At 43.0% G+C, this 19,784-nt stretch carries 14 protein-coding genes; all 14 read left to right on the top strand.

From position 1 onward, the window contains the following. The first annotated feature begins 337 nt into the window (after positions 1-337). On the top strand, positions 338-3,955 hold the full coding sequence (locus PSV17_RS05880; protein WP_300480596.1) for a TonB-dependent receptor: 3,618 nt from the start codon (positions 338-340) through the stop codon (positions 3,953-3,955). A gap of 148 nt (positions 3,956-4,103) precedes the next feature. Then, entirely contained in the window at positions 4,104-5,111 is a 1,008-nt protein-coding gene (locus tag PSV17_RS05875; RefSeq protein ID WP_300480593.1) for a hypothetical protein, read from the top strand. Between the two features lie 91 nt (positions 5,112-5,202). Beyond that, entirely contained in the window at positions 5,203-7,359 is a 2,157-nt protein-coding gene (locus tag PSV17_RS05870) for a calcium-binding protein (protein ID WP_300480590.1), read from the top strand. 84 nt (positions 7,360-7,443) lie between these two features. After that, positions 7,444-9,231: a type I secretion system permease/ATPase gene (locus PSV17_RS05865; RefSeq protein ID WP_300480588.1), complete on the top strand. Its 1,788-nt coding sequence runs from the start codon at positions 7,444-7,446 to the stop codon at positions 9,229-9,231. Further along, on the top strand, positions 9,228-10,955 hold the full coding sequence (locus tag PSV17_RS05860) for a type I secretion system permease/ATPase (RefSeq protein WP_300480585.1): 1,728 nt from the start codon (positions 9,228-9,230) through the stop codon (positions 10,953-10,955). Before PSV17_RS05865 ends, PSV17_RS05860 begins: the two co-directional genes overlap by 4 nt. Before the next feature lie 22 nt (positions 10,956-10,977). Then, a complete protein-coding gene (locus PSV17_RS05855; RefSeq protein ID WP_300480583.1) occupies positions 10,978-12,372 on the top strand; it encodes an HlyD family type I secretion periplasmic adaptor subunit in 1,395 nt (464 codons plus the stop codon). A 10-nt stretch (positions 12,373-12,382) separates the two neighbouring features. Then, a complete protein-coding gene (locus PSV17_RS05850) occupies positions 12,383-13,732 on the top strand; it encodes a TolC family outer membrane protein (RefSeq protein WP_300480580.1) in 1,350 nt (449 codons plus the stop codon). A gap of 31 nt (positions 13,733-13,763) precedes the next feature. Further along, positions 13,764-14,216 carry a type II secretion system major pseudopilin GspG gene (gene gspG / locus PSV17_RS05845; RefSeq protein WP_300480578.1) on the top strand — a complete coding sequence of 151 codons (453 nt, stop codon included), beginning with the start codon at positions 13,764-13,766 and terminating at the stop codon, positions 14,214-14,216. Positions 14,217-14,229: 13 nt separating this feature from the next. Further along, complete coding sequence (locus tag PSV17_RS05840) at positions 14,230-15,426, top strand: type II secretion system F family protein (RefSeq protein ID WP_300480575.1); 1,197 nt, start codon at positions 14,230-14,232, stop codon at positions 15,424-15,426. Positions 15,427-15,491: 65 nt separating this feature from the next. Then, positions 15,492-17,213, top strand: a complete 1,722-nt coding sequence (locus PSV17_RS05835) for a GspE/PulE family protein (RefSeq protein WP_300480796.1) — start codon at positions 15,492-15,494, stop codon at positions 17,211-17,213. Beyond that, positions 17,194-18,105 (top strand): hypothetical protein, encoded by a 912-nt coding sequence (locus PSV17_RS05830; protein WP_300480572.1) that lies wholly within the window; start codon positions 17,194-17,196, stop codon positions 18,103-18,105. Before PSV17_RS05835 ends, PSV17_RS05830 begins: the two co-directional genes overlap by 20 nt. Then, positions 18,102-18,668, top strand: coding sequence for a PilN domain-containing protein (locus PSV17_RS05825; protein ID WP_300480570.1), 567 nt, complete (start codon positions 18,102-18,104; stop codon positions 18,666-18,668). The genes PSV17_RS05830 and PSV17_RS05825 overlap by 4 nt, the downstream gene beginning before the upstream one ends. Then, positions 18,656-19,252, top strand: coding sequence for a type 4a pilus biogenesis protein PilO (gene pilO / locus PSV17_RS05820; protein WP_300480569.1), 597 nt, complete (start codon positions 18,656-18,658; stop codon positions 19,250-19,252). Before PSV17_RS05825 ends, pilO begins: the two co-directional genes overlap by 13 nt. Before the next feature lie 12 nt (positions 19,253-19,264). Beyond that, entirely contained in the window at positions 19,265-19,783 is a 519-nt protein-coding gene (locus tag PSV17_RS05815) for a hypothetical protein (protein ID WP_300480567.1), read from the top strand. Position 19,784 lies beyond the last annotated feature (1 nt).

The raw sequence follows: 19,784 nt of genomic DNA, 5'->3' as shown, positions 1-19,784 counted from the left end.
TTTTGTTGTGTTGCATATCTCCCCTTTCCGGAACTTCTCTCTAATCAAGCGAGATTTTCCGGTCTTTTTTTATCAGGCATCATGTTTAGCCGTGTTAGTTTTATCGTTATCAAAATACGGTCAATCGCAACTCTAGATAGCACTGTAAAAGCTTAAACAGCCTTAATCTGCATTCGCATTTCTACAGAATTTCCTCTATTTCACTCACCCAATCAAAATTGTGAGTTTCTCCCATATCAACTCGGGATTCTCACTCTTACGCTAAATTTTAATAAGCCTTATATTCTCCAGTTCACATAAATTCACTTGTTGTCTGCATCATGGAGATTAAGTTGTAATGAAATCACATCATCAATCCACTAACCATTCTGTTCAATTTAAACTAAAACCAGTGTCGGTGATGATATTCACACTGTTTGCCCAACAAGCTTACGCAGAAGCACTGACAGAAGCGCAAGTACACACCAAGCAAGCACAGCAAAAGCAATGTGAGCAAACGTCCACCAGTAGCCACGCAAAAGCAATGTGTAAGAACGAGCCATTACAAGCTCAACTCGCTGCCGATGCAGCATTTGACCAAGCCATTGCGGCTCAAGAGCAGATGCGTTCAGCGCAACATCAGGCAAAACCAGCTCAAAACATACAAATCGCCGATGCGAGTGAACCTTATGGCAACACACCATTAAATGTCTCCAAAGACATTATTCGCACCGCTGAAGTGACGGATGCTAACCCCGCAGGGTCAAGTCGCTTAGCTAAAGACGAAGGTAAAAACAAACTACCTATAGACATTAAAACTCAAGCTGTCACTGTACGCGCCAAACGCTTTCACGAGATAGGCCCATTGCCAGGCTTAGGTTTAACCAAAGACCAAATCCCCGGCAATGTACAAAGCATTACCGCTAAAGAGATTAAAGAAAGCCACTCACTGAGCTTGACTGACCTCATGAACAAAAAACTGCAATCGGTGAACGTGAATGACTACCAAGGCAACCCGTTTCAAATGGATGTGACCTACCGTGGCTTTACCGCAGGCCCACAGATTGGCACCCCGCAAGGTTTATCTGTGTTCTTAGATGGCATACGTGTTAATGAGCCATTTGGCGATGTAGTGAACTGGGACATGATCCCCATGAACGCTATTGCAGGGGTGGATGTATTCCCAGGATCTAACCCGATATTTGGCCTCAATACTTTAGGCGGTGCTTTTACCCTAAAAACCAAAGATGGTTTTACTAACGAAGGTGTAGACGCTGAAGTATTAACAGGCTCATTTGGGCGTAAACAACTGCAAGTTGAGGGCGGCATTAACAACGGCGACTTTGCCTTGTTCGGTGCAGGTAACTTCTTTTTAGAAGATGGCTGGCGGGATAATTCGCCAAGTAAGGTTAATCAAGCCTTTGGTAAGGCCAGTTACCGCGGTGAGAAGTTAGACCTCAGCTTGAGCACCTTGCTTGTGCAAACTGATTTGGTGGGTAATGGCTTATTGCCAAGTGAGATGTATGCACAAGACCAAAGTAGTGTATTCACTTCTCCAGATACCACCAAGAATCGCTTGGCTCAATTTCAGCTCAGCAGTAGTTATTTTGTGAATGACAACTTCACAATAACAGGGCAGGTGTATCGTAGAAACAGTAAGCGCCATCAGAAGGGGGCAGATGTGTTTACGGATTATCGCGATGGGTTGCTAGCACGCCGTAAACCAGATCCTGGAGACCCTGCAAATGGTATTGAAGGGGAACAATATACTTGCTTGCTTGCCAGCACTAATGCCTATGGCATACCCGATTATTATTTAATTCCAGTTAACCAAACAGCAGGAGAAGACATATTTTCATTCGGTTTAGCAAGTGATGTTATTTTAAATGATTACTTGGCTAACGGCTTTATCAGTCCTACCTACGATTATCTAATCAATAATCCAATAAATGATGCAAACTATGTGGCGGCGCTAAAACAAACGTTTAATTTTTGGCGAAACCCTGCAGAGTCAATGGTATATAACAGAGATGTACCAAGCCCACCGCTGCCAGACCCTTTTGTTGACCCTTTTGGGTTGCCAACAACAACATACAACGCAGGTGGAGCATCAAATCAAGCTATTTTCAGTGGAATCGCGCCAGGCTCAAATGTAACTGATCCATTTTCTGATTTATTTTTTTATTCAACCGCTAGCAATGGTGATGTAATTAAGAATTTAGTCATACCATTAGCGCCTGTAAACGCTGATAATTGTATCGCAACACAAAGTACAAATGCTGGAGGCAACGGGGGGTTGGGTGGCCCTGCCTACACTTATCTAGACAGCAGTGGCAACACAGCCCATGTAGATGGCGCTTTTGGTGCTGGGGTTGCTCCAGGCGTGGTGGAAGGTACGCCTACTGCCATTATCAATAATAATCAAATAGATCAAGTTGTAGATGGTGCATCTGTGCAGTTTAACTGGAATTTTGAGCAGCACAAATTTATGATTGGTGCTTCTATTGATGCGGCCAGTGCGGATTACAGTAATACCAGTCAACTGGGGTTTTTAACGACAGACCGTGCAGCGTATTTAGACCCAGCGCAAGCCTTACCACAGTTTATCGGCGCGTTTCAGCCGATTAGTAATAACAATTTTGAAGGCACAAATACCACTAAAAGTGTTTATTTTAGTGAAACTTGGACGCCAACAAAAGCTTGGAACTTCAGTGCTTCAGGCCGCTATAACGAAACACAAACTAAAAATAAAATAGCGGCACGTTATGGTTTTGGCGCTTATGGCATTGGTGATTTGACTGCAGTGCCAGATGACTACAATGTGTGTGATGGAGACTGTACAACAAATCCGCCACCAACCAACTATAGACCAGCACGCATCTTTAATGCACTGGATAAAGCCGAAACAGAAAAATTTAGTTATTACTCATTTAATCCTTCTTTTGGCGCCACTTGGCAAGCCAAAGAAAACCTCAATATATTTGCTAATTGGGCAAAAGGCACTCGCACGCCTAGCGTGATTGAACTTGGTTGTGCCTTTGATAAGACGCCAGTTGCTATAGCCGGAGGTGGGGGAGCTACACTCCCAAAAAGCATTATAGAAAATCGACAATGTACGCTTCCAACCACGCTTTCGGGCGATCCATTCTTGCCACAAATAAAAGCTACGACCTACGATGTGGGCATGCGCGGTTTCTTGGGCGAAAATTTGCAATGGAATCTGGGTGCTTACCAGACTGATTTAAAAGATGATATTTATTTTGTGGCAGTGGGTAACGGCGCAGGATTTTTTGACAGTATTGGTAAAACTCGTAGGCGAGGGCTAGAAGCAGGTCTTTCTGGCAGGCAAGGTAAATTGAGCTTTAGTCTTAACTATGGCCTTACCGATGCCACCTTTCAAGACAATTTTTTAATGTTTAGCGAAGATAATAGCAGCAGTAAATTTGTTAATGGCTTTGGTGATGGTGTGATTCAAGTCAAAAAAGGTAATCGTATGCCAGGGGTGCCACTACACAACCTGAATGCCAGCATTGGCTATGAAATCACTGACAAATGGAACATTGGCTTTAGCGGGATATTGCATTCAGAAAGTTTTGTGCGCGGCAATGAAAATAACGAACATAAAGTAGGCGTCATTCAGGACAGGGGACTAGGTGCAATAGGTAATGCCTTGGTTCAGCCAACCACTAATCCTGGCAAAGTCCAAGGCTATGCAACATTTAACTTCCAAACCAGTTATAAGCTAGCGGCTGAATGGTCAGCTACGCTATTGGTTAGCAATATTTTTGATAAAGAGTACTTTAGTGCCGGACGGTTAGGCCGAAGCCCCTTCTCACCCAGTATAAATGGTGCTGTCGGCCCAGATGGCTATAACCACAACTCCAATGATTGGCTAAGTACAAACTTTATTGCCCCAGCTACACCAAGGGCCGCGTGGGTTTCGATTCGTTATGAATTTGCACCAGATAAAAAATAAAGCAAATGCGAGGGTGCATTTATAGCCACCTTAAAGCATTCAACCAACATCATGCTTAGAACTTATAAGGGCCTAAAAAGTGATGGCGGTGAATTGGTACCGCAGGCAGCCATAAATGCCTGCTAATTGTAACTCTATGGAGAAGTAAATGAAAAATTTAACTTTAAAATTAGTAGTATTAAGTGCACTAAGTGTTGCGTCAGCGCAAACTTATGCCGCTGGTACGTTGTGCTCATTAGTCGCTGCCCCAACTGGTTCAGCTTATATTAATGCATATAACAGTGGCCGGACAATCCCACCGCTCGCTGGACCAGCTACAACAGACCTGTTAGCAAGAATGACTTTCGGTTCTACTCCTTATGCCGCCGGTTCTGGAGGTTCATGTGAAATTACTGGTTTGGCCAACTCATCAACAGCACCTGTGGCTGGATATACATTGGCAGCATCAACTAATCGTCCATTACCTTATATTACTGGAGGTGGGACAAGTATTGGCACAGTGGTTGACAGAGTTTGGCGTAATTCCGCTAAGACGATGTGTATTTTTGGCACGCAGGTTTCTAATCTGACTAATACTAATCATACTACTGGCGGTGCTGGCGGCACGACAGGTCCTTACTTTGAAGTCAATGGTATCGCACGTGGTGGTCATAGTGGTTCTGGCGCTGTTAATGTTGGGTACTTTCTCCCTTCAGGTAGTAATGCATCGCCTGCTTTCCGCGTTGGCAGAACATTTACTTCTGTTCAGCACCGTAATTATATCTATGGCGGAGGCACTTTAGCAGAACAACAAAATAATGGTAGTGGCTATCTAGATTTACCTACGATTGCTGGCTCTACTACGCTTAATATCAACGGAGTTAACACAGCGCTTGCAGCAAACACTGTGACTCCAGCAGCTGGCGCAGGACAACAAGATGCACAGGTTAATAGTAACTGGGTAGAGTTTACCGTTGACTCTGTTTATAAAGATGATGACGGTGGCACTAATGCAGTTTCAGCAATGACTTATATTGAGGCACCTTGCAATTCTTCAGCGCCATCAACTTGGGTGAAAACAGGCGCAATTCGCTTGCGTCAAACTGCTCAGGAATTAGCATCTTTCAAAGAAATTGCTATTGATGGGTATGCACCTCCGGGTGCAACGGTACCTTAATTCAATAACATGCCTTAAGTAATTTGGCTAAATTAGCAAGGTGGCAATGCTACCTTGCTTTTTATAAAACAAAATTTACAGGAGTATGAACATGGCTTATAAAAAATTTAATTCAACCGAGACGGAATATACAGGTACTGACGCTTCTGATTTAATTATTGGTAATGATTTGGGTAATTTCATTGATGGTGGCAATGGTAATGATGTTATTGCTGGGGGTGCTGGTGATGATATTTTACTGGGTGGTGAGGGCAACGATATTATTTTTGGCGGTGCTGGTGGTGATACCATCGACGTAGGTAACGGTACTAATATTGCGTTTGGTGATTCAGGAATTGATTCTATTTTTGGTGGAGATGGCAATGATATTCTTGATGGAGGTGCTGATAATGATGAGATTTACGGTGGTGATGGTGACGATATACTGACTGGAGGCGGTGGGGCTGATTATGTGCAGGGTGATGGCGCCAGTGCGGGAGATGAAACGGTTGATGGTAATGTGTTTTTGGTTACTTCCGATGACCTATTGCTAGGCGGAGAAGATAACGATACTTTCATTATTAGTTCCGAAGTAACAGGTGTGATTATTGAAGCTGGTATATCTGATCTGGACAATGAGGGAGAAGAAGCACGGTACGTGGAAGTTGAAGAAGATGAAGGAACAGGTGAGCTTACTGTACTTGATACCACTACAGGTTTGCGGATTGAGCTTGATGACATTGAAGTTGCCGAACAAACAGAGACCGATGTGCGTATTGACATCGCCTATCATCCCGGTTCTACTACCGCAATTAGCACATTTGCTAGCTCAATTGCTGGTTACAACGCGGTTGATACGCTGGAATTTACAAAATCGGGTGATTTTTCAGAGTCACTTGCATTTAGCGGTATTGAGCGTATTGAGTTAGCAAGTGGCGTAAACATTACCCTTTCAGCTGAACAGCTTTTAAATAATGGTGAATCGCTTGATCTTGGCTTTTTAAACCCAGGCACTCATATTTACGGTGTTGCAGGAGGCCCAGCAGAATCAGTCACATTAGAGCTGGAGTATGCTGATACAGAGTTTGTTCCAGCAGATACTATTGTGGGTGCAACAACAGTGACTTACTCAGCATCTGAGTTGCAGTTTGATGACTTTACCGTTGCCAATCTTTTCCACAATGTGGACATGATTTACGATGCATCTGAGGGTTTGGCAGGTAGTTATGTGCGTATTGACGGTGCTAATGAGTCTGCTGGGGCCAGCGAAACCGTGTATGGTAGCGCAGGGGTAGATAACGCCACTATGCGTTTGGGTGATGATACCTATTACGCAAACGATGGTAATGACTTAATCGTTGGTCATGGTGGTGCAGATAAGCTCTACGGTGAAGCTGGCGATGACATTTTCACCATTGGCGGTTTTGGCAGTGGCGTACAGGGCACTACCAGTAAAGCGGATGATGGCAATGCAGAATGGATTGCAACTGGTGCTAATCATGATTTAATCGTGGGTGGTTTAGGTGTAGATACTTTGCGCATTACTACAGGCATTGGCGCGGTGGCTGGTAACAACACTATTGTGCTTAATAATGCTAACTTTCAAAGCATGGAAGTTGTGCAAGTGGGTGGCACAGCAGGCCGTTTAAATGTAGAAAACGCTGCTTTACAATTACTTAACGACCATTACTACCACCGCGCTAACAGCTCTGTGGCAGATTTATCCAACACACTAGGCAACAACGGCGGCAGCATTAACAATGTGGTAGTTGATGCTTCTGGTGTGACCACCAATGGCTTGCGCTTTGAAGGCAATGCTAATACCAACACCTTTATCGGTACCACTAAAGCAGATGTGTTTGTGGGCAATGGCGGTAACGATACTTTAACAGGTGGTACGGGTAAAGATACTTTTGTGTTTGGCCAAGTACATGAGCAAGTGATTACTGGCGCAGCTACAGAAGTGCAAACTTATGTTGATACTGCATTTAATTTGACTGGTGTTGATACCATTACTGATTTTTTACATGGTACAGACAAAGTTGAGTTGCATTTAGACCAATATAGTCAACTTGCAGGCTTTAACACGAGCATGTTGCGTGTTAATGCAACTGGCACAGCAGCTGATGCCAATGACTATTTGTTGTTTAACACAACAAGCAAAATGTTAAGTTACGACGCCGATGGCAGTGGTGCTGGTGCAGCAGTGAGTATTGCACAACTATTAGGTGTGAACACCTTTACAGCAAGTGATGTTGTAGTGGTTTAGTAAGCATAAAGCGAGTGGATTTTATATTCACTCGCTTTTTTTGTTTAAACCTTAAACCTACTAAATTATTAAAGTAAAAAAACTTTGAATACAACGCCACAAATTTCGCTAAAAAAATCACTGTTCTCGCTCGCGCCTTACTACCGTAACGCCATGTTTTTTGGCTTGTTTACCAATTTAATGTTGCTTGCGCCCTCATGGTACATGCTTGAAGTGTATGACCGCGTGATTAACAGCAGAAACACCACAACGCTCATCATGCTGACGTTGTTAGTGGTGTTTATCTATTTGGTGATGGAGTGCCTTGAATGGGTGCGCAAACAACAAATTGAGCATGCCGCACTCAGTATTGAACAATACTTGAGTCAAACAGTATTTAACGCTGCATTTTTAGCCAAACTTAAAGCCTTTAACTTTCCTATTCAGCAAGTATTTACAGACTTTAAAACGCTAAAAGAGAGCTTGAGTTCACCAGCTCTAATTGGCCTGATGGATATTCCATTTTCATTCATTTTTATCACTACCCTCTTTTTTATTCATCCAGTGCTAGGATTTTTTACCTTGATTGCATTGGTGGTTCAAATTGTCATTATTTTGTTGAATCAATCGCGCATTCATTCACAAATGAAACAAGCCAATCAATTTGCTGTTGAAGCGCAAAGTTACTTTTCAACAGTCAGCAGAAAATCTGAAGTGGTTAAATCAATGGGCATGTTATTGCCTATTCAACAACGCTGGTTGGGTAAACAACAAGCTTTTTTGTATCACCAAGCGCAGGCTTCAGAAGTGGCGAGTAAAAGTGCGGCTAGTTCTAAGTTTTTACAAACCATGCAATCTTCTTTAGTGCTTGGGCTGGCTTGTTATTTAGTGATTAGTAATCTGATGCCACAAGGTGGCGCCATGATGATTATCGCGTCAATTTTGGCGGCCAGAGTATTTTCACCCTTTATGCAATTAGTCTCACAGTGGCGAGTGTTGGCAGATGCGCAAGACGCGTATGGTCGCTTAGCGAGTTTGCTTGCCAATTACTCAGAAAATAAAAGTGGCATGGCTTTGCCTGCACCCACAGGTGATGTGAGTGTTGAAGCACTAAGCTACGCATTGCCTAGCGATGCTGGAAAGCGTGAGGTATTTTTAAAAAATATCCAGTTCAAACTTAACCCAGGTGAAGTGCTGGTCATCGCTGGGCCTTCTGCCTCTGGTAAAACTACACTCAGTAAACTTTTGGTCGGTTTGCATCAGCCAACCAATGGCAAAGTACGATTTAACGGTGTGGATGCATTTGCCTGGAACAAAAATGAGCTTGGCGAACATATTGGTTATTTACCACAATCCATTGAGTTAATGAATGGCACCTTAGCCGAAAACATTGCCAGATTTAACGAGGTGGATACTGAAAAACTCAACACTGTGATTGAATTGCTGGGGTTAAACGACTTAATCGCCGATTTGCCCGATGGCGTGAATACCCAAATTGGGCAAGATGGCGAGTTTTTATCAGGCGGCCGCAGGCAATTAATCGGTTTGGCGCGCGCGATTTATGGCAACCCAAAAATCATCATACTGGATGAGCCCAATGCCAATTTAGATGAAGTGGGTGACAAAGCCTTACAAAGCACGATTGCTAGTTTGAAAGCGCAGGGTTGCACATTTATTCTCATTAGCCACTTACATAATATCGTCAATATTGCGGACTATTTGATGATTATGATGAACGGCCAAATGTTTCGTTATGGCAAACCAGCAGAAGTGATGGCTACGCTACAAACTTCGCAAAACCATGCTTCTCAAAATCAACCTTCACAAAACCAAGTTTATCAAAATCAGGCTCCTCAAAATAAGAACCAGCAAGTTAAGGCGGCCGCGATATGAGCAAGCTTATGCAACAGCCGTTGATGCAATATTTAGCACCGCTTAAGGCCGACTTTTTAAGCATCGCTTTGCTGAGCTTGATTGCTAATTTACTGATGTTAGCGCCCACTATTTATATGCTGCAACTGTATGACCGCGTGATGATGAGCAAAAATGAACTGACGCTACTAATGGTTACTTTACTCATCGGCATTTTTATTTTAGCGATTGCATTTGCTGAATGGTTGCGCTCAATGATTACGATAAAAGCTGGGGTGAAATTAGACCAATCATTAAATAGCCTATTGTTTGGCTTGGCGTTTGAGCGCGCATTTAATCAAAAAGGTGTTAGTCAACAGAAAAGCGCGAGCGAAGCGATGCAAGATTTAACTTTTATTCGCCAATTTTTAACCAGCAATGGCTTATTCGCGTTTTTTGATATGCCTTGGACACTCATTTACGTGGCTGTGTTATTCATACTCAGCCCATCTCTAGGTTGGTTGGCCGTTGTGTTTTGTTTGATTCAATTTGCGCTGGGGGTGTGGAACCAAGCCAGCACCGATAAGCCATTAAAAGCAAGCATGCAAGCTCACTTGGAAAATCAACAGTTTCTACAAAGCAAAATTCGCAATTTAGAAACCTTGCATGTGATGGGGATTCTGCCCCTACTCTACAAGCGCTGGCAAAGTTTGCAAACGATAGCAGAAACGTTAAACAGTAAAGCCACAAAAATACAAGGTAGAAACCAGCATCTTAATAAATTTACACGCTACACCATGCAATCGCTCATGTTGGCTGCGGCGGCATTGTTAGCGGTAAAAGGTCAAATATCGATTGGTTCTATGATTGCCTCTAACGTATTAATCGCGCGTGCCTTGCAACCATTTGATGTGGTGGTGAGCACTTGGAAGCAAACGATACAAGCTAAAGCTGCATTCGGTCGATTAAATGCCCTATTAGCAATGGCAAATAGCGCTTCGGTTGAAGTTGCCAAAGTTGAGACTTATGCCCCTATTAAGGGGGAGATTATCCTTCAAAACTTGAATGTCACTTTGCAAGCTGGAAGTAAGCAAGTGCTTAAAGATTTGAGTGTCCATATACCATCAGGCCAAATCTTGACCATTATGGGGCCTTCTGGTTCAGGCAAGACTACTCTAGCGCGCTGCCTTGTTGGGGTAATTCCCGTTGAACATGGTGCGCTTTTAGTTGATGGTATTTCAATTGAGAAAATTAACCAACAGCAGCTTGTCTCTAGCTTAGGCTATCTACCGCAAGACATCGACCTCATTGAAGGCTCGATAGCAGAGAACATTGCCCGTTTCGGCACCCTGGATTCATTAGAAATTATTGCAGCCGCTAAAACTGTTGGCATACACGACATGATTTTGCGTTTGCCACTAGGGTACGACACCAAAATTGATGAGTCTGGTTTATCTCTATCTGGCGGACAAAGCCAATTGGTGGGTTTAGCACGCGCCATTTACAAAGAGCCAGCAATTTTGGTGCTAGATGAGCCAAACGCACACTTGGATGAACATGGCGATGAACACCTATTAAAAGCCTTGTTAGCCCTTAAGAATAAAGGAAAAACCATCATCGTGATTTCGCATCGCGCCAACATACTCAAAGTTACTGATCAGTTGTTGGTGATGAGAGGTGGCGAAATACACCATCATGGTCCAACAGAAATTGTACTGAGCAAGTTGAATGATGCTCTACTAAAACTAAAACAACAGGCAGCCTAAGAGAAAAATACATTAGAAAATCATGGAACTCATTTCAAATAAAAAATCGCTGAATACTACTGACTCGCAGAACAGCAGTGCTGTAAGTAAGCTGGACGCTGTAAGCCAGTTAGATAAGTACGCCAACAATAAATCATCCAGTCGTGTTGGTTTGTTATTTTTATTGTTTGGACTGATTGGTTTTTCAGTATGGGCTGGTTTTGCACCGCTTGATGAAGGTGTGCCAACAGAGGGTGTAGTTAACATTGAAACTAATCATAAAGTTGTTCAGCATTTAAGCGGTGGCATAGTTAAAACACTAAAGGTAAAAGAAGGGCAGGAAGTAAAAGCTGGAGATGTTTTACTTACCTTAGATGACGCTGTGATTAAAGCGAGATTTGAGGAAATCAAGCAGCATTATATGGGGCTAAGAGCGCAAGAAAGCCGTTTGTTAGCTGAGAAAATTGGCGCTAACACGATTCAGTTTCATGAAGATTTAATCAAAAATCAAACAGACCCTTATGTGCAAAAGCACATGGTGAATCAATCACAGTTATTGCAAGCAAGGCAAAGTGCTTTGATTGCAGAAAGCATGGCAATACAAGAATCGATACACGGTCAAAAAGCACAAATAGCAGGTGATGAAGGTGTTTTAACTAGCTACCAATCACAATTGTCATTATTAAATGAGCAGCTAAATGGCATCAAAGCTCTGGTGCTGGAGGGTTATGCACCAAAGAATCAGCAAAATGATTTAGAGCAAAAAGTAGCACAAACAATCGGGCAAATTGCGAATACACAAGCCAGTATCTCTCGTAGCCAGCGTGCAATATTAGAACTGAGTCAGCGCATGCTGGTTAGGCAGCAAACTGAGAAAAAAGAAATTGACACAGAGATGGCGCAAGTCAATCTTGCGGTGCAATCAGAAGCAGAAAAATTTAAAGCCCTCGCAGAAGAACTCAATCGTGTTTCAATTCTAGCCCCTGCTTCTGGTCAAATTATCGGCCTACAAGTGCATACAGTAGGTGCTGTGATTCAGCCGGGTCAAAAAATAATGGACATTATCCCGATGGGTGAGCCGCTTATTTTAGACGCCAAAATCCCACCGCATTTGATTGATAAAGTGCATGCGGGGCAAGATGCTGATGTGCGTTTCTCTACGTTTGCCAATTCGCCGCAATTGTTAGTAGAAGGCAAAGTGGAAACCATTTCTAAAGATTTAGTGGTGGAGACATCCTCTAATCCTAACTACACAAATGCAAGCTACTACTTAGCCAAAATATCGATTACGCCAAAAGGACTGAAAGTGCTTGACGGCCGATTATTGCAGCCAGGTATGCCTGTACAAGTGGTCATCAAAACAGGTGAACGTACGCTACTCACTTACTTATTACACCCTTTAAGCAAGCGCATTGCTGCCTCAATGAAAGAGGAATAGTGCAAATATCATGACGAATTTAAACATGAAAACGTTAGGTGCAATTTTGTTGGTTCCACTGCTAGGTGCGCCTACATCCTTGTACGCGGCTGAAACTTTATTAAGTTTGTATCAAGCGGCCTTGCAATATGACGCGCAATATAAAACTACTGTCGCCAATACACAGGCAGACCGAGAAGAAGTCAATAAAGCAGTCGCCTTGTTTTATCCTAAAGCGCAGATCACCGGCAGTATCGGTCGTGGCGAAACAGATCGTACTACGCAAACACTCTCTAGTGCAGTTGATGCGCACCTGCGATATGACACAAAAAATCTAGCGTTTACTATCAAGCAACCACTATTTAACAAAGAAATATTAGCCAATTATAAAGGCGCACAAGCTTTTGTTAAAAGCAAAGAAGCTTTGTTGCAAGCAGAAAACTCCAGTCTGATTACGAGAATCGCAAGTGCTTATTTTGAGCTTTTATATGCACAAGAGAAGTCAACTGTGGTGCAAAACAAAACAGATGCGCTTCAACAGCAACTCAATCAGGCAACCCAGCGCTATAAGCATGATGAAGGCACGCTCACTGAAATCAGTGAGGCGCAAGCCAGTTTAGATATTGCACAAGCAGAACTTATCGAGGCTGAGAATGCTACCGACTCTTTTAGAATCACCCTAAGCAATATGACGGGGCATGCGGTAGAGAGCTTAGCAAAACTTAATCCTGAAAAAATAACCTCAATCAAAGCTGACTTTGAGCACGTAGAACCATGGCTACAAAAGGCTATCGATAATAATCCAGAAATCATGGCAGCTAAATTGACCGTTGAAGAAGCGCAACAAAATGTTGAAAAGAAACAAGCTGGACACTACCCAACATTGGATTTAGTCGGCTTGCGTTCATACAGTGAAAACGATAGTAACAATACGCTTGGATCACGGTTTGATAGCACCACGATTGCGCTGCAATTTAGCATGCCGCTTTATGCTGGCGGAGGAGTCCAAGCCAGTGTCAGGCAGTCTTTAGATAAAGTTGAAGCAGCTAAAGAAGATCTGAATTTAAAAACAAGAGATGCGAGTACCAATATCCAGAAATACTTTCAGCGGTTGCAAAGCGAAATGCGCTCCATACAAGCCTACAGCCAAGCGGTTAAATCTAGTGAACTTGCATTAGATGGCACTTCTAAAAGTTTTAAAGCTGGCTTTAGAACCAATATTGACGTGCTGAATGCGCAACAAAAATTGTATGAAAATAAGCTTAATTTAAGCAAATCTTATTACGTTTTAATCAATGATGTAGTCAATATTCAGCACTTTGCTGGCGTGCTCAATGAAACCCAGCTACAAAATCTCAACCAGTTTTTCTTCGTCAATTAATCATGAGTGTATTGGATAGAAAGTAAAAGACATGGCATTTAAATTTGAATCAAAGTTAAAAATATTAAAATCTAGCTCTACGCTAAAAGGTTTTACCCTGCTTGAGCTTTTAGTAGTGATGGTGATTATTGGCTTACTGGTCAGTTATGTAGGTCCTAAATATTTTGCACAGATAGGTAAGTCTGAAGTTAAAACCGCTAAAGCGCAAATTGATGCACTTGGGAAAGCATTAGACCAATATCGATTAGATGCTGGGCATTACCCAAGCTCAGAAAATGGCTTGGCCGCATTAATTTTAGCGCCTGCTAACGAGCCTAAATGGCACGGCCCTTATTTGCAGAAAAAATTGCCAGATGATCCATGGGGTAAACCGTATCAATACAAAATGCCAGGCGAGCATGGGGAATATGATCTTTGGTCATTTGGTCGCGATGGCGTGAGTGGTGGTACTGATGAGGCCGCTGATGTGGTGAATTGGGAATAGTGCGTTTTCATATATGAAATTTGAATTAAAAGTGGCTATGGGTGAAGCGATTAGCATGCTCGCTTTAGAAGCCAGTACTGCGGTACAGGCGAGGCTTTTGGCTGAGTCTCAGGGATTCAGTGTGCTTGCAGTTAAAAGTGCTGGGTGGTCATTTCAGCATTTATTCACGCATCCATTAGCAAAACCTAAATTCAATTTAATGTTGTTTAGTCAGGAGTTATTGGCTTTGTTGGAGTCTGGCTTAAGTTTAGTTGAGGCGATTGACGCTTTGGCAGAGAAAGAGCAACAGGCAGAGTCAAAAGCAATTCTCAAGCAGGTGATGGTGGCATTGTTTGAAGGCTTGCCTTTATCAACGGCTTTAGAGCAGATGCCACAGGTATTCAGCCCCTTATACGTTGCATTGATTCGCGCCAGTGAACGCACTGGGGATATGGTGCAAGCGCTGGCAAGGCATGTGACCTACCAAACACAGATTGATGCGGTGCGCAAAAAGATTATATCCGCTTCGATTTACCCAGTATTACTCATCATTGTAGGTGGCTTGGTGGTGGTGTTCTTATTGGGTTATGTGGTTCCAAAATTCAGCACGATTTATGAAAGCACGGGTGCAAATTTGCCGTGGATGTCTCAACTACTATTGAGTTGGGGTCGACTATTGCAAGAGCATGGTAAAGAGGTGTTATTGGTATTTGTGGCTGGTGTGGCGCTGCTGGTTTTTACCGTAAGCCGCCCTGCCATTCGTGCTGCCATGATGCGAAATATATGGCAGATCCCCGCATTAGGTAACACCTTGCATATTTATCAGTTGGCACGTTTTTATCGCACGCTGGGCATGTTGTTGCGTGGAGGTATTCCTTTGGTGACGGCCATGGGCATGGTGTCTTCTTTACTTAAGCCAGAATTACGTAGCAGCCTAGAAAAGGTGACACATGACGTGCGTGAAGGTAAACCGATGTCATCTGCGATGGAGCAGCATGGCATGACCACTGCGATTTCAATCCGTATGTTACGCGTGGGTGAGCGCTCAGGGCAAATGGGTGAAATGATGGAGCGTATTGGCGCATTTTATGATGAAGAAATTGGTCGTGCCGTGGAATGGTTCACCAAGTTACTGGAGCCATTATTAATGATTGTGATTGGCCTGATTGTAGGTTTGGTGGTGGTATTGATGTACATGCCGATTTTTGAATTAGCAGGGAGCGTTCAATGAGTGCATTACTTAGCAAAATGATACCTACAGACTTTAATGCTAAGGGCACCATGCTCGAAAATTCAATGTTTGAAGTAGAAAAACACGCAAACACTCAACTTACTGTTGAGCAAATTTACCACGCGAAAGCGATTGCCAGTCAAACGAATCAGTTACTGTTGGATGTTCTGGAAGAAAAATCCAAATTGAGTGCAGATGACTTTGTGACAGCCATGGGCCAGCTCATGCATTACCCAGTATTTGACATCAGTCAGCTTTACGCGATGGCACCGGATTTTCAGATGCTGCCATTTACGGATGCCAGCAAATATAGCTGTGTCGCATTGCGCAATGCTGATGGAGATTTGTATTTGGTTTTTGCAAATCCGTTTGATGTGTATTTACAAGGCAAAATTGATTTAATTATCGAAGACCGTGTTCTGGAAAATCGGCCAACATGGGTGCTGGCACATCACAAAGATTTAAGTGCATTTTTAGCACACCACGAAACCAGCATGCGCGCGATGGATAGCCTAACGGCAGATGTAACAGAAACGCACGCCGAACAAAATGGTATTGAGGATATTTCTTTACGTTCGATTAGTGAAGATACCAGCCCTGTGGTTAAATTTGTCCGCTCTACCCTGCATGATGCACTCAAAGCAGGTGCCAGTGATGTACACATGGAAACTGATGCCCATGGCCTGACTGTGAAATACCGCATTGATGGCGTGTTGAGTTTAGAGGGCGGTATTCAAGGGGTTGCACAGGCCGAACAGGCGATTTCGCGTATTAAAGTGATGTCTGAATTAGACATTGCTGAAAGACGCGTGCCGCAAGATGGCCGCTTTAAGGTATTAGCGACAGGTGCTGAAGGCAAAGTGCGTGAGGTCGATATGCGCGTTTCGATTATGCCTAGCGTATTTGGTGAAGATGCCGTTCTACGTATTTTAGACCGCAAAGCCTTGAGTGATGAAGCGAAAGGCTTGAGTTTAGAAACACTCGGTTTTGAGCCAGACATTATGGCGCGCTTCCGTTTATTGGCTGAAGAACCTTACGGCATGCTGCTGGTAACAGGACCAACGGGTAGCGGTAAGACGACCACCTTATACGGCATCATTTCAGAAATTAACCATGGCGAAGACAAAATCGTCACCATTGAAGACCCTGTGGAATATCAATTACCAGGCGTGTTACAAATTCCCGTCAATGAGAAAAAAGGGCTGACCTTTGCGCGTGGACTACGCTCGATTTTGCGCCATGACCCAGACAAAATCATGGTGGGTGAAATTCGCGATGCTGAAACGGCACAAATTGCAGTGCAATCAGCACTGACAGGTCATTTGGTATTGACTACCGTCCATGCAAATAATGTGTTTGATGTGATTGGTCGATTTACCAATATGCAAGTCGACCCCTACAGTTTCGTGTCTGCCATCAACGGTATTTTGGCACAGCGCTTGGTACGCATCAATTGTCATCATTGTGCCGTACCTGACACGCCTGATAGTGCGCTTATGACTAAATCTGGACTCACGCAATCGCAAGCGACGGAATTCAATTTTAAAAAAGGTCAAGGCTGTGGTCAGTGCCATGGCACTGGCTATAAAGGTCGCAAAGCCATTGCTGAATTATTGTGTTTTAACGACGAGATTCGCGAATTGATAGTGACACGTGAACCAGTTCGTAAAGTAAAGGAAGCAGCCAGAGCCAATGGCACGCGCAGCATGCGCGAAGCAGCGCTAGATTTAGTTAAACGTGGTGAAACAACCTTACAGGAGATCAACCGTGTCACTTCAATGGTTTAAATCGTTATTTAAAGATGAGTTATGGGTGTTTATTCACCCACAAAGCATTACGTTTCTGCGCTTAACCAGACCTTTAAAAAAAGGCCTGAAACAACATATCATGCATAAGCAGGTCATTGCGTTACCGCAGGATCTAGCCACTAAGCATTTGGCCGCTAAACAAATGGGTGACAATGACTGGCAAATATTAGCCAATTATTTGAAACCCATGTTGAAGAGTGCTAAGTGGCAAGGCGCAGTACCGACAGTCATTGTCTCTAATCAATTTGCCAGATATGCAGTTATTCCTTGGAGTAATGAATTGGCTGTTGAGGATGAACGCCAAGCCTATATGCAACATTGCTTTAACTTAGCTTATGGCGATGCTACAAAAGCTTGGGATTTGCGCATGAGTGAGCCTGATTTCGGTCAGTCTGCGATGGCAAGCGCAATCAATCGTGGACTGTTGCAAGTATTGCATGAAGTATTTGCAGAAGCCGATATGAAACTGGCGGCAGTGTATCCACAATTAATGCTGGCAATTAATCAAACAGTCAGTCAGATAAAAAAAAATCACTTAATTCAGAGTGAAAATAAGGCCGTCACTTTTTGGCTTGTGGCGATACAAAGTGAACGCGTATGCTTAACCCTCTTTGATGATAGCGGTTGGCGATTAGTTAAAAATGTGGGGATAGAAACTGATGTTTCTGAACAGCTCACGGCTTTAATACAGCGTGAAATAGTAAATTGCAATGTAAAAGAAGATGTCCCCGTATTGTTATATAGACCAGAATCTCAAAGAAATAAGTCTTTGAAACTCGCGAATCATCAAGTCATTCCAGTACCTTCTCATCAATTTGATATGCAAAATGACCAGGCATTAAACAGTGTGCCTAGCTGGGTGCTGGCATGAAGTCTATCCACTTAAATCATGAGATGAAAACATCTAGAAATAATGCAGCGGCCATGACGCTGTTGGTAATAGGGAGTTTGCTCAGTGTTGCATTGTCTATTTACTCTCAGCAATTAACTAGTAAAACCGAGTTATTGCAAATTGATATGCAGCAACACGCTCAACCAAAGGTCACCTCGCGCTCACTATTGGCGAGTTCTCGTGCTTTGCTACAAAGTAACAATAAAGAAGAGGCTGTAAAACGCGATGAAATCGCTACCGTGAATGCAGCCATTAAAGAAATAGTGATGCCGTGGCCAGCATTATTTAAGACGTTGGAATCTGCCAATCGAGAGGAAGTAAAGTTACTTGCTTTAGAACCTGGTACTACAGCACTAAACGCTCAACAACGTACTGTACGCATCACTGCTGTTGCATTGGATGCCAACAGCATGATGCGTTATGTAGATGAATTAACCCAGCTAAAAATGTTAAAAGATGTCGCTTTACTGTCGCAGGAATCGACTGAAATTAATGGTCAGAAGGCAATCCAATTCGTGATCGAGGCAGTATGGAAAATATAAATCTCACACTAAAACCCAATCGCGAACTTAATCATAAGCTTGCTTATATGGCTCAGTTTGTTAAGTACAAGTGTCGACAACTGGGCTGGCAAGGGTGGATGGGGATGATGCTCATTTTGGGTAGTTTGCTTTATTTGTTAATTGCAGCCATTCCTAACACACATCAATTTCAGCAGTTACAAATGGAAATGACTGTACTTAAGGCCAATCCAACTCTAAACATTGTAAACCGTAGTAATAATGCGCAATTTGACATTGTTCAAAAGTTTTATGACTTACTGCCTGCGCAGAAAGACGCGAATAGCAAGATTACAGCCATTCTCAATGTTGCGACAAATACTGGATTAGTCATCGATAAGGTGGAATATGACCAGCCACTTTCGGCTTCATCACTTATTCAATATCAAATTAAATTGCCATTAAAAGGTAGCTATATACAGATTCGCCAGTTTATCAATCAAGTACTGAATACCTTGCCATCAATTGCACTCAATGACATTAGCTTAAGACGAGAAGATATTACGACTGATCAGTTGGAAGCGCGTATTCAGTTCACTTTATATTTGCAAAACGAAAAGCAGTAAAGCTCGATGGGGATGATTAAAAAATACGGTGTATGGATTGCTTTGGCATTGACGCTAGCCGCCACGGCTTGGGTTTCTCAGTCCGAAGAAAAAGAGAGTCAATCGAATGTGGCTAATGACGTTGCGCCGACTTTCAATCGCACAACAAGAACAAGCCACCCTTCCCCGGTTGTTCAAGCGAAAGCTGAAAGCCAGATAGACTCAAGTGCTTTATTGATGCAACGCCCAATCATCACTGAAGAACCACGAAACATTTTTACACCTTATATTGCAGTAGAAAATATGTCTGATAAAAATGCCTCTGAGTCAGTGGTGCAGGCGGTAGTTAACCCATTTGTATATGCAGGAAAATTGGTAGAAGACGGCAAGGTGATTGTTTTCTTAATCGATGGGGATAAGAACCATGCCGTTAAATCTGGGGATGTGATTGAAGAAATGTGGCAGGTTAAGTCAATAACCCCACCTGTAATGACCCTAAAAAATATTCCTTCAAAAATTGAAATACAGCTGCAAATTGGAGCATTAAGTTGAG

This window comes from Methylotenera sp. (genome assembly GCF_029946165.1).
GTDB lineage: Bacteria > Pseudomonadota > Gammaproteobacteria > Burkholderiales > Methylophilaceae > Methylotenera.
Note: the sequence above shows the minus strand (reverse complement) of the source record. Positions and strands in the feature narration are given on the sequence as shown.

Excerpts from the sequence above, each read along its gene's own strand:
- pilO (WP_300480569.1), top strand. The coding sequence starts at position 18,656 with ATGGAAAATATAAATCTCACACTAAAACCCAATCGCGAACTTAATCAT.
- PSV17_RS05850 (WP_300480580.1), top strand. The coding sequence starts at position 12,383 with ATGACGAATTTAAACATGAAAACGTTAGGTGCAATTTTGTTGGTTCCA.
- PSV17_RS05815 (WP_300480567.1), top strand. The coding sequence starts at position 19,265 with ATGATTAAAAAATACGGTGTATGGATTGCTTTGGCATTGACGCTAGCC.
- PSV17_RS05880 (WP_300480596.1), top strand. The coding sequence starts at position 338 with ATGAAATCACATCATCAATCCACTAACCATTCTGTTCAATTTAAACTA.
- PSV17_RS05855 (WP_300480583.1), top strand. The coding sequence starts at position 10,978 with ATGGAACTCATTTCAAATAAAAAATCGCTGAATACTACTGACTCGCAG.
- PSV17_RS05875 (WP_300480593.1), top strand. The coding sequence starts at position 4,104 with ATGAAAAATTTAACTTTAAAATTAGTAGTATTAAGTGCACTAAGTGTT.
- PSV17_RS05835 (WP_300480796.1), top strand. The coding sequence starts at position 15,492 with ATGTTTGAAGTAGAAAAACACGCAAACACTCAACTTACTGTTGAGCAA.
- gspG (WP_300480578.1), top strand. The coding sequence starts at position 13,764 with ATGGCATTTAAATTTGAATCAAAGTTAAAAATATTAAAATCTAGCTCT.
- PSV17_RS05825 (WP_300480570.1), top strand. The coding sequence starts at position 18,102 with ATGAAGTCTATCCACTTAAATCATGAGATGAAAACATCTAGAAATAAT.
- PSV17_RS05860 (WP_300480585.1), top strand. The coding sequence starts at position 9,228 with ATGAGCAAGCTTATGCAACAGCCGTTGATGCAATATTTAGCACCGCTT.
- PSV17_RS05870 (WP_300480590.1), top strand. The coding sequence starts at position 5,203 with ATGGCTTATAAAAAATTTAATTCAACCGAGACGGAATATACAGGTACT.
- PSV17_RS05840 (WP_300480575.1), top strand. The coding sequence starts at position 14,230 with ATGAAATTTGAATTAAAAGTGGCTATGGGTGAAGCGATTAGCATGCTC.